This window comes from Ruegeria sp. HKCCD7221 (assembly GCF_013031225.1).
GTDB lineage: Bacteria > Pseudomonadota > Alphaproteobacteria > Rhodobacterales > Rhodobacteraceae > Ruegeria.
Genome location: NZ_WPZE01000001.1, coordinates 657,817 through 671,552 on the forward strand (window position 1 = coordinate 657,817; position 13,736 = coordinate 671,552).

Below are 13,736 nucleotides of genomic sequence, written 5' to 3' on the forward strand. Positions count from 1 at the left end.
CGATGGCAGCACTTACACCTATATCCCGCAAACCCATGTCGGTGGTTCTGCCCGCGGTGGCCATTGCCGGAGGTTTCCTTGGCATGTTCGTCGGGGCCGGGCAGGGCAGCGTCCTGCTGGGGATTCTGATCGGAGCCGCGCTTATGGCGGGGCTGGCCTGGGTCTATATGAACGTTCTGGACAATGAGAGCGTGGCTCGGTGGATCACGATACTAGGGCTGGGCGGGCTTGGCTTGCTGTTTGCCGGTGTTACCGGGCTGATTGTCGGGCTGCTGGCCGGATGGTTCTTCGCCTTCTTCATCTTCTGGCTTTTCGAAGGCCGCTACCGGCAGAAACTGCTGCCGTATATGACCGGTCAACAGGTGTTCTGGCACTATACGTTCCGGGTGATCTGTGGTGCGATCTTTGTGTTCCTGATCACGCCGATCCTTGTGGTCCTGCCGCTGTCGTTCAACGCGCAGGATTTCTTCACCTTCACGCCCGAGATGCTGAGGCTGGACCCTGAAGGATATTCGCTGAAGCACTACCGCGACTTCTTCACCAATAATGAATGGCAGCGCAGCTTCAAAAACTCGCTGATCATCGCGCCGATTGCGACGTTCATTTCGGTTTCGCTGGGTACTTTGGCGGCCATCGGCCTCAGCCAGAGCCATGTTCCCGGGCGGCGTGCGATAATGGGCATCCTGATCTCACCCATGATCGTGCCGCTGATCATCTCGGCCACTGGTATGTTCTTTTTCTACAGCGATATTGGCCGGTTCCTTGAAGGCACATTGGGAATGGACAAGAACTTTGTGGGCTATGTGAAGGTCATTCTTGCCCACGCGGTTCTGGGTATTCCGTTTGTGATCATCACCGTGACGGCGACTCTGGTCGGGTTTGACCAGTCACTGACGCGGGCAGCGGCAAATATGGGGGCAGGGCCGGTGCGGACCTTCTTCAAGATCCAGATGCCGCTGATCCTACCGGGTGTGATCTCGGGCGGATTGTTCGCCTTTATCACCTCGTTTGACGAGGTGGTTGTGGTGCTGTTCGTCGGCTCGGCCAGCCAGAAGACGCTGCCGTGGCAGATGTTCACCGGCCTGCGCGAACAGATCAGCCCGACCATTCTGGCGGTGGCGACGATCCTTGTGGTGATCTCGATCGCGCTGCTGACCACGGTTGAATTGCTGCGCCGCCGGTCCGAGCGTCTGCGGGGACTTTCCCCCGCTTGACGCACGCCGCGGCGTGATTTAGCCATTGCGATATGTAGCCCGGTCACGATGGCGTCGTGACAGTCAAATGGGCGCATGGCTCTCGGTTCCCGAGGCCGCTTGTCCTGAACGCCGGGACTTGTGGCCGGGCACCCTTCGTCCGGCATTGCAGGAGAGAGCATGATGACAGATCTGACAAACCGCCCCGAGTTCTTCACCAGCCACAATGGCGACAAGGCCTCGCTGCCGTTCAGCAAGGCAGAATATGCCCGCCGCCTGTCGGGCCTGCGCGCCATGATGGCCGCGCGGGATATCCCGGCGGTGTTGCTGACCTCGATGCACAATATCGCCTATTACTCGGGCTTTCTGTATTGCGCCTTTGGCCGTCCTTACGGCTGTGTTGTGACGCAGGACGCGTGTACGACGGTTTCGGCCAATATCGACGCGGGCCAGCCTTGGCGACGCTCGGTCGAGGAAAACGTCATCTACACCGACTGGAAACGCGACAATTACTGGCGCGCGGTGGCCAACCTGATCGGCGGTGCTAAGCGGATCGGAATTGAAGGCGATCACATGACGCTGGCCGCGCGCGACACGGCGCTTGCAATGCTGGGTCAGCCCGAGTTGGTGGATGTGGCCGGTGATACGATGGCGGCCCGGATGGTGAAATCCGCAGAAGAGATCGAGCTGATCAAGGGCGGGGCCCGTACCGCAGATGTGGGCGGTGCCGCCATCCACGCCGCGATCCGCGAAGGCGCGACTGAGATCGAGATCGCCATGGCTGGGCGTGACGCGATGGAGGCCGAGATTGCCCGCGCATACCCGGATGCCGAATACCGCGACACCTGGGTCTGGTTCCAGTCTGGCCTGAACACTGATGGCGCGCATAACCCCGTAACCAAGCGGGCCCTGCAAAAGGGCGATATCCTGTCGCTGAACACCTTCCCGATGATCTCGGGCTATTACACCGCGTTGGAGCGTACGCTGTTCCTGGGCGAGCCAGACGCTGACAGCCTGCGAATCTGGAAGGCCAACGTCGCCGCGCACGAATTGGGCCTAAGCCTGATCAAACCCGGCGCAACCTGTTCGGGCATCACCACCGAGATCAACCGGTTCTTCGCTGATGAGGGCCTGCTGCAATACCGGTCGTTCGGCTATGGTCACTCGTTCGGCGTCCTCAGCCACTACTATGGGCGCGAAGCGGGGCTGGAGCTGCGCGAGGATATCGACACGGTGCTGGAGCCGGGCATGGTCGTGTCAATTGAGCCGATGCTGTGGATTCCCGAAGGTCAGCCCGGCGCGGGTGGTTATCGTGAGCATGACATTCTGGTTGTCGGCGATGGCGGGGCCGAGAACATCACCGGCTTCCCCTATGGGCCGGAACATAACACGATCAACTGACACAAAGGGCAAGAGGGGCGTTTAGCCCCTCTTGCCACGTTCGTGAAAAATGAAGCCGATGAAATTCAGCAACACCTGCGCGGCTAGAATTTGTGTGCTTTCGGTTGGGTCGTAATTCGGCGCGACTTCGACCAGATCAATGCCTACCACATCGCCGCGTTGCGCCAGACCTTGCAGGATTTCCAGCACGTCATAATACAGAAAACCCCCGTGGCTGGGCGTGCCGGTGCCTGACGCAATCGAAGGGCAAAAAGCGTCGATATCAATCGTCACATAATACCGCGCGCCCTCAGGGATGCGGGCCAATACGCCCTCGGTTCCCAGTTTGCGGACCTGCCGCACCGACAGAATGTCTGAGCCACGGGCGCGGGCATCCTCGTAGCCTTCTTTCGCGGTCGAGGACACGTTGCGAATGCCCAACTGGGTCATGCCCGAGACATAGTCTTTCTCGATCGCGCGCCGCATCGGGTTGCCGTGCCCGGCAGTGACACCATGGCGTTCATCAACGAAATCCAGATGCGCGTCGATCTGGACCACATGGATAGGACCATTCTCGGCACAATTCGCGGCAAATGCGTTGATGCAAGGGATATTGACCGAGTGATCGCCGCCAATGGTGACAGGTAGGGCCCCTGCGTTCAGGATTTTCTGCACTCCGAACTGGATGTTGGCGTGGCTTTCCTCGGTCTTGGTGTGGATGATGTCGGCGTCCCCGATATCAACCATGCGGACCGAGCTATCCAGATAGGTCGCGTCATCTTCGTGATCATAGGCCCCCGCGTGACCAAAGCTGAACAAGGTCGACGCCTCGCGCACGGCACGCGGCCCGAACCGAGCGCCCGACCGCCACTGGGTGCCGAAATCGAACGGAGCGCCAAGAACGGCCACGTCTGCGTCTATCTGATCCCAGTCCTCGACATAGGGTGATTTGCCGAAGGTTGATATGCCTACGAAAGGCAGGTTGAGGCGTCCGCTGGAATACCCATGTGATGACATAGCTGAAGACCTGTTTCTTGTTTTCCGATCAAAACCTAGCCGGGTTCTTGGTCGGTGGATAGATCATCCAGATGAAGTTGGCGGTTGAATGTCCCCGCCGCCGGTGTCTATCTGACGGGGCGACTGGAAAGGAAATGCCGTGAGTGATCACGAACTGCCCCCGGAAACGGGTATTTTCTATATCAACTTGGACCGTGTCCCCGCACGGCGTGACTTTATGGAAGGGCAGTTTACCGCTGCAGGCGTGGCCGGTGCCGCACGGTTCAGCGCAGTCGATGGTCAGGTGCCGGGCGCCTTGGACAATAACGGCTATGTACCGGGTGCGGGCAGCCGCTGGGGGCTAAAGCAAAGTGAAATTGCGTGCTTTGAAAGCCACCGTGCGGTTTGGCAGGCTGCGTTGGATCGCGGCCTTCAGTCGGTTGCAATATTTGAAGATGACGTGGAATTGTCTGCGGAAACGGGCAAGAAAGTCTCGACCTTGCTGAGTAATCCGGCTGAGTACGATATGGTCAAGCTCGATTATTCCCCAAGGTCAATGAGATTTGGGGAAGTAGGCCACATTTCGGACGTTCCGGTCAGACCTATGCTTGAGATGGCTCCTAGCTCAGCCGCTTATATTGTGACCCAAACCGCGTGTCGGAAGCTTCTTTCCTGGTCCGAGCAGTATTCAGACCATCTGGACGACTTCATTTCCTATCCCCGCACAGATTGGCGCATGTATCAGTGTTTTCCTGCTGTGGGCGTTCAGATGATCTGGTCAAAGCAACAGGACCAGACAGATGAAGAAGTAAAGGTCAGTGAGCGGTCGATTGACGCCAAAACGAATACTGGTCTGGATAAAGGACCAAGCTGGTTCCGCATTCGGCGTGAACTTCGCGCGGCTCAGAGGAAATTGTACTGGCGAATGGGCGGTGAAAAGCGATTGTTGGAGCAGGGCGGTTACGTCGGATTTATCCCCTGCGCAAAGGATCTAAAGGTGTAAGCGCGCAACGATTGCAGCGCCATTTGCACCGAACGTGGTCATTTGCCCTATAAGCGTTAACAAAACTACCATTTTGATATAACCTCGCGGTGTTGTTTCCAATTGGCACTTGGGTTTTTGGTATGAGTCAGACGATTTATGAACGCTATGGCGGCTTCAAAACGATCAGCCGGATCGTGATGACGTTCTACGAGATGGCTTTGGATTCCGACCAGATCGGAGATCATTTCGAAGACATTGACATGCCTCGCCTGATTGATCACCAAACCAAGTTTGTTTCTTCGCTTGTGGGCGGCCCGGCGTCGTTCAGCGATGACAGGATCGAGGCCGTTCATCGGCACCTGAATATTTCTCATGCTGATTTTGACGAAATGGCGGATTTGTTCGGCCAGGCTTTGGAAATGCACGGTATGGAGGACGCTCATATCAAGATCGCGTTGAATGCCATTGAATCCAAGCGCGCAATCATCGTGACGCGCAACGCAGCATGAGCATTCTGGCGATAAATGAACAATTGCTGCGGGCAATTGGAGTGGGGATTGCCGTTGTGCGGGCCTCGGACCTTGGGTTTGTATTCTATAATGGTCCCTTTTCCGAATGGTTCGGAGCACCGTCCGAAGGGCAGACATTGCTGGATATGTTCCCCGATCTGGACCCGCGCGAGCTGGATGACGTCAAACAATCGGGTCTGCGCTACTCGGTCGAAATGCAGATCAAACCAAAGCGCCGGACTCTGGTCTTTGCGATGGCCGTGTCTCTGGCAAATGGTTCGGAAGAGCAGTTGCTGGTTGTTGAATACCAGAACATCACGCGCATCCGCGAGTTGGAGAGCATGATCGACAGCTACTCGACAATGGTCGAGCGTAACACACGTGAACTGGAGCGTGAAAAAGAGCGTGTCGAGCGTCTGTTGCTGAACCTGATGCCGCGCGCGGTGTATGAAGAGTTCAAGACCTTCGGCGTTGTCACGCCGCAGCTTTATGATCAGGTTTCAGTGGTCATGCTGGATTTCGTCGGTTTCACGGATTTCGCTGCGAAAACAGATCCCACAGTCACGTTGAGCGAGTTGAACGACATTTTCACGGCCTTTGACCGGATCGTCGAGCAATTCGGATGCGAGCGGATCAAAACAATCGGGGACGCCTACCTTGCCGTGTCCGGGATGCCGGACGCGACCCCAGATCACGCGACGGCGGTTGCGCATTGTGCGGTTAGATTCCTGCGTTATCTGGAACGGCGCAACGAAAGCCACCCTCATAAATGGCAGGCCCGCATCGGGCTTGGAATGGGGCCTGCAGTGGGCTCTGTTGTCGGGATTCAGAAATATGTCTACGACGTGTTCGGACCGGCGGTAAACATCGCCTCGCGGCTGCAAGTCTTTGCTAACCCTATGAATATTGTTGCGCCTGAGGATATGAAGTACGCCCTGATTGATGAATTTCAGGTCTCGGAGCTGGGACGTGTGGACATCAAGGGGATGGGGGAAATGGATCTGATTAACGTAACCTCTGGCCTCAGCTTGCCGCAGCCAAGGTCGGTGTTTTGATCAGTCGTCTTGCGGCACCAATCCCAAACCCCTGAGATAAATGCCAATTCCCGACTCCAGTAAGTCTTCGGGAGGGAAGGGCGATGTTGCACCGGTGTTTCTTGCATAAAGTTCCACGACACCGTGGCTCATGGCCCAAATATGGGCGCTGAACATGGAGGCTGGAGGGCGTTTTTCAGGTGGTATGTGCTGCGACAAGTCCGCTGCTGCCTTTTCCAATACGCTTTTTGCCCGGTTGGCAGCCAAGGAAAGTTCAGGCGTGCGGTTGATGGAAACGCCACTTTCGAACATCGCGATGTAATGGCCCGGGTGCTTGCGCGCAAATGCAAGATAGGCGCGCCCCGTTGCTTCGAACGCAGCAAGTGCCGACGGCTGCCCCTTGTCGTAGGCATACTGCATGAGGTCCGCAAACATCTCGAACCCTTGTCTGGCTGCTTCGGCAATCAGGTCTTCACGGCCCTGAAAGTGCCGGTAGACCGCCGCTGGCGTCACCCCGGCGGTTTTGGCGGCCTCAGACAGGGTAAAACCCGTTGGGCCTTTTTCCTCGATCAGGGATAAAGCGGCCTCGATCAGGGCTTGTTTGAGGTTGCCGTGGTGATAGCCGCGTTTCGTCATCCCTGGGTCAGGTGCCTTTGTTGTCGTGAATGGGCGAAACTTGACATAATCCGAGTTGGCGCCTTCGTCCAATGTCTATCGCGTTGGAGACACGTGAATTTCATCACGAATCCCAGATTTCGGGGCCGCCGCAGATTTTCGTGTCGACCTCGCCTATGGCTTTGACGTCTTTCTCGTCATAGTCCAAGGCGTGTAGAACGGTTCGAATGGCGGCAAGGCGCGCACGTTTCTTGTCATCCGATCGTACGATGGTCCAAGGGCACTGTTCGGTGTGGCTGCGCGTTAGGGTTTCCGAGATGGACTGGCTGTATTCATCCCATTTACCAAGCCCCAGAATATCAATCGGGCTGAGTTTCCATTGTTTCAACGGGTCAGTCTCGCGGGACAAGAACCGGTTAAGCTGCTCGGCCCGTCCCACATTCAGCCAGAACTTGAACAGATGAATACCGTCGTTGATCAGACTGGTTTCCAGCGGCAAAACCTGTCGAAAGAACCTTTCGCGTTCTTCCGGGGTGCAAAACCCAAATACGTTCTCGACGACACCACGATTATACCAACTTCGGTCGAAGAACACGATTTCTCCAGCTGCGGGCAGGTGCGGGATATATCGTTGGAAATACCATTGGCTGCGTTCTTGATCCGACGGTTTGCTAAGGGCGACGTTTCGGGCACCCCGAGGGTTTAGATTTTCCCGAAAGCGTTTGATCGTGCCGCCTTTGCCCGCCGCGTCGCGCCCTTCGAAAATGATAGCGATCCGGCGTTCGGTTTCCTTCACCCAAGATTGCATCTTGACCAATTCAATCTGCAACGCCTCCATCTGTTTTTCATATTCTTTGCGCTTCATTCGCTCGTCATATGGAAAGCTGGGATTCAGGATGTCATCCTTATCTGCTTTCTCGATAGCGGATCGAACGTCCTTTGGAGCGTCTTTGCGGAAGTACTTTTCGATGGAACCTTTTTCAGACCGGGCCATGAACTACCTCTCGATAAAATCCAATTCCTACTATGGATTAGCCGAGGCTTTAACGCAAACCCGCCCGTTGAGCCGCCCGGTCGATGGCTTCGGCCACTTCAGGCGCGGCGACCACTTGTGGCATGTGTCCAATTCCGGGCAGTTCGATCAACTCGGCGTCGGGAATTTGTTCAATCAGGCGCTCGGAGTGCCAATCCAGCCCAACCGTGTCGTCCGCAGTTCCATGCACGATTTCGGTCGGAACGGAAATGTCTTTGTAACGCGGTTGCAGGGCGCGGATTTCTTCAAGAAGGTTTGCGCGTTGTTTGGCGTTTGCATGCATCGAAGCGCGGCGGATGGTCAGGCCGGGCCCAAAGTGGCTGGCGTAGCCGTCTGGTGCGGACTGAGGGGCAAAAACCTGATCAAGCGCTTTTTCTACATACCAGTCCGGTACGAATGCGCTGATCAAAGGCAAAGCCAGTGTGTTGCCTGCCGAAGTTGACGCGAGCCTGTTGAACCCATCCAGCGGGGTTTCCCACGGGATCGCGGCGGGGGCGATCAGGACCAAACCCGCGATATTGTCCGGACGTGTAACGGCCCAGGCAAGCGAGACTGAACCGCCGTAACTTTGACCGGCAACAATCGGTTTGTCTGCGCCAAGCAGCGCGGCAGCTTTCTGAAGGATTTCCGCTTGTTCTTCAATCGTTTCCCCGTCGGGGTTAATGCTTCCGCTATAGCCAAGACCGGGGCGGTCAAAAACGATCACCCGGAAGTTTTCAGCCAAAATCGGAGCCAACGCAAACGTCATATCTCGCGTATTCCCGCTGGACCCATGGATCAGAACCACATCCGGGCCTTGCCCCATCACGACCGCATGGATTGGGATGCCGTCCACATCGACAATCTGTCCTTCGGGCGGGAAGGATGCTTCGGCGCGCGCTTCGTTTTGTGACGCGCGCCAAGCCGTCAATAGTGTAAGGCCGGATAGGAACAGCCCGAGGGTTATGACGGTTTTAACGGCCAATTGCATTCATATCGAATGGGGTCGACTGATAGATCTCATTGATCCAGTTGCCATAGAGCAGATGCGCGTGGCTACGCCACCGGTTCTGCGGAGATTGGCTTGGATCGTCATCCGGATAGTAGTTCTTTGGCACATTGATGGGCGCGCCACTCGCTACGTCGCGATCGTATTCTTGCTTTAGCGTGTCACTGTCATATTCGAAGTGATTGAAAATGTAGATTGCGCGGTGCGCGGGGTCCTCGACAAGGCAGGGACCAACTTCTTCGCTGCCCAGCAAGGTCTTCAGTCCCTCAGCACTGTCAATCTCATCCTGTTTCATTTCGGTCCAGCGGCTGACAGGGATCACGCAATCGTCTGAAAATCCACGAAGAAACGGCGAGGCCGAATCCAAGTTTCGATGCCGGAAGCACCCGAACGCCTTGGCGTCCAGCATGTGTTTCTTGACGTCATGGAAGTGGTTGATCATCGCCATCCCGCCCCAGCAAACGCCAAAGGTCGAGTGTACGTTGGTTTGTGTCCAGTCGAACACTTCGCTAATTTCGTCCCAATACGTCACATCCTGAAACTCCAGATGTTCGATTGGTGCGCCAGTGATGATCAGGCCATCGAATTTCTGATCCTTGACCTCCTGAAACGGGCGATAAAACTCGGCCATGTGTTCGGCTGCTGTGGTTTTGGTCCGATGCTCGGTCATGCGGATCAGCGACAAGTCGATCTGCAACGGGGTCGCGCCGATCAGGCGGGCGAACTGGTTTTCCGTCTGGATTTTCTTGGGCATCAGGTTCAACAGCCCGATGCGCAAGGGGCGAATATCCTGACGCATAGCCTGATCCTCGGCCATGACCATGACGCCCTCATTGGTAAGGACGTCAAATGCGGGCAGGTCGGCGGGAATCTTGATTGGCATCAGGTGCTAGCCTTTGGAATTATTGTGTAAGAGCGATAGTTAAGCGCGGTTTGGGCGTGTCTCAAGGGTGCGTTCGATCAACTCGTCGAAATCAGAGGCATCTCTGACGTCGTGCATGTCTTTCGCCGAGATGGATACGCCCCAATTGTCGGCCATCGCCTGATAGCGCGGCTGCCGATGTGCAAGCGCGCGCGCATAGGTCCATCGGACGAAGGCATCCGGGTCAACTTGCGCGGGCTGGCACCCGTTTTCATCCAAATATTCCTCCCAGACCCGTGTAAGGAATTCGGGCTGGTAGGACATCGGTTTGGGGGCTTTGTCAAAACGGCGGATCAGCTCGGCTGTATGTTCCTCGTCGCCCCTTAGCCAGATCATCAGCGTCTGGCGAGACAATTCGGATAGAACCTGATCACGAGGGTCGTTTGGATCAACCCACTCACAGATCGAACCACCCGTGTCGCAAATGAAATGAGGGTACTGATACAGGCGTTCTGCGCGGTCGATGAAGTATTCCGTATCCAAAAGGGCGTGAATCTCGGCCATGCGAAACTGTTCCTGCCTGCGGCGATATTCTGACAGTTCCAGCCCGCCCAGCGCCGGATCACCCGGTTTGCCGAGATAAGCGGCAACCGGAGTTAGGTTTTCAAACGTGATGTTCGAGCCGATATAGATTGAGTCCGACAGCAGAAGGTCGCGCAGAAACGGCACCTTCATGGCCTGCGCTTTGGCATTGTCTGCGATGTACTCGCCCATGTATCGCGTTCCGATTCGGTAGTCGATCGAGTAGTGGAACCAGTCGCCAGAATCACGCAGCACATTGGACACATAGGTCTTGCCAAGGCCCGACATGCCGAAAAACAGCACCTTCTTTCTTGCCGCCTCGCGCCACTCTTTTGCCGAGCTGTAGATCATGGTCCGCTATCCCTTTTTGCAACCTTGCTAAATGGGGCAGGGGTTGGCGTCAATCAGGAGTGGATGAGCGGTTGAGTATCAGCAGCCCCAGCGCGAGCACGGCGAACCCCGCATAGGCCTGAGGCTGCAAGGTTTCATCCCGAAGGATTGCGCCCAAAACAATCGCCACGGGCGGGATTATGAGGGTTACTAGCAATAGGTTTCCAGCACCTGCCATGGCCAGTACGCGGTAATACAACAGATATGCGCCCGCCGTGGCAATCAGCGCGTAATACGAGATGGCCAGCCAAGTTGATGTGGGCAACGCCAACGATGGAACACCATCAACTGCAAGTGTTATCGGCAGGATAACGATGGTTGAGCTTGTAAGCATTCCCGCTGCCGCAACAATCGGTGAGAGGCCAGACAAAGTCTTTCGGGCCCATGCACCGGCCAATGCATATGAGATTGCGCCAGCGATGATCGCCAGTTGTGCGGCGCTTTGCAGATCGAATTTGGTGAAGTTGTTAAGCCCAATAGCAATCGCCACGCCCGTAAAGCCCAGCCCCACGCCCAGGGCACGACCTTGAGTCAGTTTTTCATCTTTGAAGAACATGGCCGCGATCAATACGCCAAAGATCGCTGTCGCCGCATTCAGGATCGAAGTCAGGCCCGTTTCGATATGCAATTGTCCCCATGCCATCAGGGTAAAGGGTATCGCGTTATTCAGAAGCCCCATAACCAGAAACGCACCCCAGATACGCGGGTTAGTCGGGATTCTTGTGCCTTTGATCCATACGACGATCCAAAGTGCCAACATCGCCCACAGGACACGATGAAGAACCGAAGTCATGACGGGAATGGTGTCCAGCGCAATCCTGATAGAAACAAAGGATGCGCCCCAGATCAGCCCAAGCAACAAAAGCTCGGCCCAAGCCTGAGTGGATATGCGTTTCTGCGGTGCCATGCTGATGTTTCGCATTCAGCCAAAAGAAACGCGACCCGAAACATGCGAAAAGGCCCCGCCGATTGGCGAGGCCTCTATTCAGATCGTTTGACGCTCGATCAGTTCAGAGCGTAGGTCAACTGCAGACCAACACTCCAGGCTGAGTTGCCCGAGAACTGACCACCGGTGGTGGTCGTCGCATCACCAATGTCGGTGTAGCGGATACCGCCCGAAATCTGCGCCTGCTCGAACGAGTAGGTGCCGCCCAGACCAAGGCTCCAGAACCCGTCAGTCGGGCCCAGGTTCGAGACCAAGGCGTCGGTCGAAGGTTCGTAACCAACGGAAACGGCCCCCGAGAATGCTTCGGAGAACTGATAGCCTACGCCCAGCGTGTAGGTGAAGGTATCTTCTTCGTAATCCACAAGGTTCGAACCGGTAATTGTAACATAGTTTGTCGGAGCCAGAACGGTTTGTGGCCAGTCGACCCAACGGATCGAACCGAAGACCAGAGTTTTAGGTGCAACACCCGTCTGGAAGTCCAGGTTGACCGACTGCGGCGTTTCGACTTCGGTTTCGGACGGAACCGAAACCAAAGGCACTGGAACCGGCGGAGGTGCCAGGTTGAAAGTCTCGTTGCCGCTGAAGTTATGCGTGATCTTCGAGTTGTAGACCAGCGAGACACGCGCCGCGATCTCAGGGCGTTCCCATGCGACACCGACAACATAGCCGAAGTCAACTTCGGCGCCGGGATCAAACGAATACCCAGCAGCAGCAGGGACCGCAACGGACGCATCTGCACGCTGGCCACGGATACCACCAATGGCGCTGAAACCGCCATCGAACTTGTAGCGAAGCAGCGCAGTAATTGCGTCTACGTCAGCTTCGGCGCGCAGGACGTCGTTGTTGCGTCCGCCTGCAATAGCAAGCGGGTTTTGCGACAGCGGATAGGCGCTGGGATAGCTGACATCCGCACCGAACGGCTCGTCGTAGATGACCGCAAAATCCAGACGGTCATTGAACGAATGCTTGTACGCAAGGCCCGGCGAAAAGAAGCTGTTTGCCACGTTGCCGGACGGAACGCCATTCTGCGACCCGCTCACGTCCGGGTCAGCGTAGCCAAGCCGCAACTGAACAACATTGCCTTCTTCGAACAGAATGTTGACGCCCTGGCCGCTGCGGTCCAAGCCGCCAGCATAGGCCCCTGTAGCACCAACGCACACAGCGCACGCCTGTAGAAGCGCTTTTTTCATCTAGTTCCTCCCTCAAAGGTCACTTGTTCGGTCAGCACTAGTGCTTGAGTGGATAAGGCTGACCACCTACATGATGCTCGTTATTCTCTGACGCTTTACCTTATCGTCAACAGGTGACGGTGCGTTACTTGTTTGGCTGGTGGCCGGGGAGTGTTGCTAATCGGTTACGATTTTCGGCGTGAACATTCATAAAGATACCTGAGAAGATCACGGCAGCGCCCAGAAGGGTCCATTGGTCAAGCGGTTCTTGGTAGAGAATCATACCGACGATCGCGATTGTCGGCAGCCGCGCAAAGTCAAAAGGCACCACGACAGTCGCCGGAGCAATCGCCAAAGCGTTCGTTATACAATAGTGGGCAAGCAGCCCCGCCAGACCAACCAGCAGCAAAAAAGGAGCCGTTTGTGCCGATGGCATAGCGATCTGCCCGTCTATCCCAGATGCCACCAAACCCAGAATGGCCTGAATGACAGTCAGCCAGAACATGATGCATCCAATACTTGCGAATTGGGTTAGTTTCTTTGTCGATATTGTCGTGAGTGCAAAGAACACCGCTGAAAGAGCTGCAGTAATCAGGCCAGTACTCAGGGGGGCGGCTCCGGGGCGGGCGACGATCAGGATACCCGCGAACCCGATAAGTGCCGACATTACCCTTACGGTTGTCAGCCTTTCCCTCAGTAGCAAAGGAGATAGAAGAATGACCCAGATCGGTTGCGTAAACTCAAGCGCGAAAACCTGCGCCAAAGGAATGACCGTAACGGCAAAAAACCACAGGTTTTGCCCGGTGAAATGCATGACATTTCGCACACAATGCAGGCCAATGCGCTTGGTTGTAACGTGATGCCACGTGCCGGACAGAGTTAGAACCAAGGACACGACGACGATTCCAACAAGGCTGCGGTAAAACATGATTTCAAACGTGTCGTGCGTCACGCTCAACTCACGGCCCGCGATTGCCATTGACGAGAAGGACGCAATGGCCCCCGTCATCCAGAGCGCAGCCTTTCCGATCTGAGGTTTACTACTGTCCATTCA

At 56.0% G+C, this 13,736-nt stretch carries 14 protein-coding genes; 5 read left to right on the top strand and 9 right to left on the bottom strand.

The window, feature by feature from the left end; translation table 11 throughout:
• Positions 1 to 2: 2 nt before the first annotated feature.
• A complete protein-coding gene (locus GOX73_RS03215; protein ID WP_171134781.1) occupies positions 3 to 1,214 on the top strand; it encodes an ABC transporter permease in 1,212 nt (403 codons plus the stop codon).
• Between the two features lie 162 nt (positions 1,215 to 1,376).
• On the top strand, positions 1,377 to 2,594 hold the full coding sequence (locus GOX73_RS03220; RefSeq protein ID WP_171123114.1) for an aminopeptidase P family protein: 1,218 nt from the start codon (positions 1,377 to 1,379) through the stop codon (positions 2,592 to 2,594).
• Positions 2,595 to 2,615: 21 nt separating this feature from the next.
• Here GOX73_RS03220 and speB read toward each other — a convergent pair whose 3' ends face one another.
• Positions 2,616 to 3,590 (bottom strand): agmatinase, encoded by a 975-nt coding sequence (speB, locus tag GOX73_RS03225; RefSeq protein ID WP_171134782.1) that lies wholly within the window; start codon positions 3,588 to 3,590, stop codon positions 2,616 to 2,618.
• A 139-nt stretch (positions 3,591 to 3,729) separates the two neighbouring features.
• Between speB and GOX73_RS03230 the strand changes: the two genes are divergently transcribed.
• From GOX73_RS03230 to GOX73_RS03240, 3 genes are all read left to right on the top strand, one after another.
• A complete protein-coding gene (locus GOX73_RS03230) occupies positions 3,730 to 4,572 on the top strand; it encodes a glycosyltransferase family 25 protein (RefSeq protein ID WP_171123118.1) in 843 nt (280 codons plus the stop codon).
• A 122-nt stretch (positions 4,573 to 4,694) separates the two neighbouring features.
• Entirely contained in the window at positions 4,695 to 5,063 is a 369-nt protein-coding gene (locus tag GOX73_RS03235; RefSeq protein ID WP_171121253.1) for a group 1 truncated hemoglobin, read from the top strand.
• Positions 5,060 to 6,118: an adenylate/guanylate cyclase domain-containing protein gene (locus GOX73_RS03240; RefSeq protein ID WP_171121254.1), complete on the top strand. Its 1,059-nt coding sequence runs from the start codon at positions 5,060 to 5,062 to the stop codon at positions 6,116 to 6,118. The genes GOX73_RS03235 and GOX73_RS03240 overlap by 4 nt, the downstream gene beginning before the upstream one ends.
• Here GOX73_RS03240 and GOX73_RS03245 read toward each other — a convergent pair whose 3' ends face one another.
• The 8 genes from GOX73_RS03245 to GOX73_RS03280 all read right to left on the bottom strand — a co-directional run bounded on the left by GOX73_RS03245 (position 6,119) and on the right by GOX73_RS03280 (position 13,733).
• Complete coding sequence (locus GOX73_RS03245) at positions 6,119 to 6,733, bottom strand: TetR/AcrR family transcriptional regulator (RefSeq protein ID WP_170384099.1); 615 nt, start codon at positions 6,731 to 6,733, stop codon at positions 6,119 to 6,121.
• A 103-nt stretch (positions 6,734 to 6,836) separates the two neighbouring features.
• Positions 6,837 to 7,706, bottom strand: a complete 870-nt coding sequence (ppk2, locus tag GOX73_RS03250; RefSeq protein WP_171121255.1) for a polyphosphate kinase 2 — start codon at positions 7,704 to 7,706, stop codon at positions 6,837 to 6,839.
• Between the two features lie 49 nt (positions 7,707 to 7,755).
• A complete protein-coding gene (locus GOX73_RS03255; RefSeq protein WP_171123120.1) occupies positions 7,756 to 8,715 on the bottom strand; it encodes an alpha/beta fold hydrolase in 960 nt (319 codons plus the stop codon).
• Positions 8,699 to 9,616 (bottom strand): homoserine O-succinyltransferase, encoded by a 918-nt coding sequence (gene metA / locus GOX73_RS03260; protein WP_171121257.1) that lies wholly within the window; start codon positions 9,614 to 9,616, stop codon positions 8,699 to 8,701. The genes GOX73_RS03255 and metA overlap by 17 nt, the downstream gene beginning before the upstream one ends.
• Positions 9,617 to 9,655: 39 nt before the next feature.
• Positions 9,656 to 10,528: an ATPase gene (locus GOX73_RS03265; RefSeq protein ID WP_171123122.1), complete on the bottom strand. Its 873-nt coding sequence runs from the start codon at positions 10,526 to 10,528 to the stop codon at positions 9,656 to 9,658.
• 49 nt (positions 10,529 to 10,577) lie between these two features.
• A complete protein-coding gene (locus GOX73_RS03270; RefSeq protein WP_171123124.1) occupies positions 10,578 to 11,474 on the bottom strand; it encodes a DMT family transporter in 897 nt (298 codons plus the stop codon).
• 98 nt (positions 11,475 to 11,572) lie between these two features.
• Positions 11,573 to 12,703 (bottom strand): OmpP1/FadL family transporter, encoded by a 1,131-nt coding sequence (locus GOX73_RS03275; protein WP_171134783.1) that lies wholly within the window; start codon positions 12,701 to 12,703, stop codon positions 11,573 to 11,575.
• Positions 12,704 to 12,827: 124 nt separating this feature from the next.
• Positions 12,828 to 13,733, bottom strand: a complete 906-nt coding sequence (locus GOX73_RS03280; protein WP_171123128.1) for a DMT family transporter — start codon at positions 13,731 to 13,733, stop codon at positions 12,828 to 12,830.
• Positions 13,734 to 13,736 lie beyond the last annotated feature (3 nt).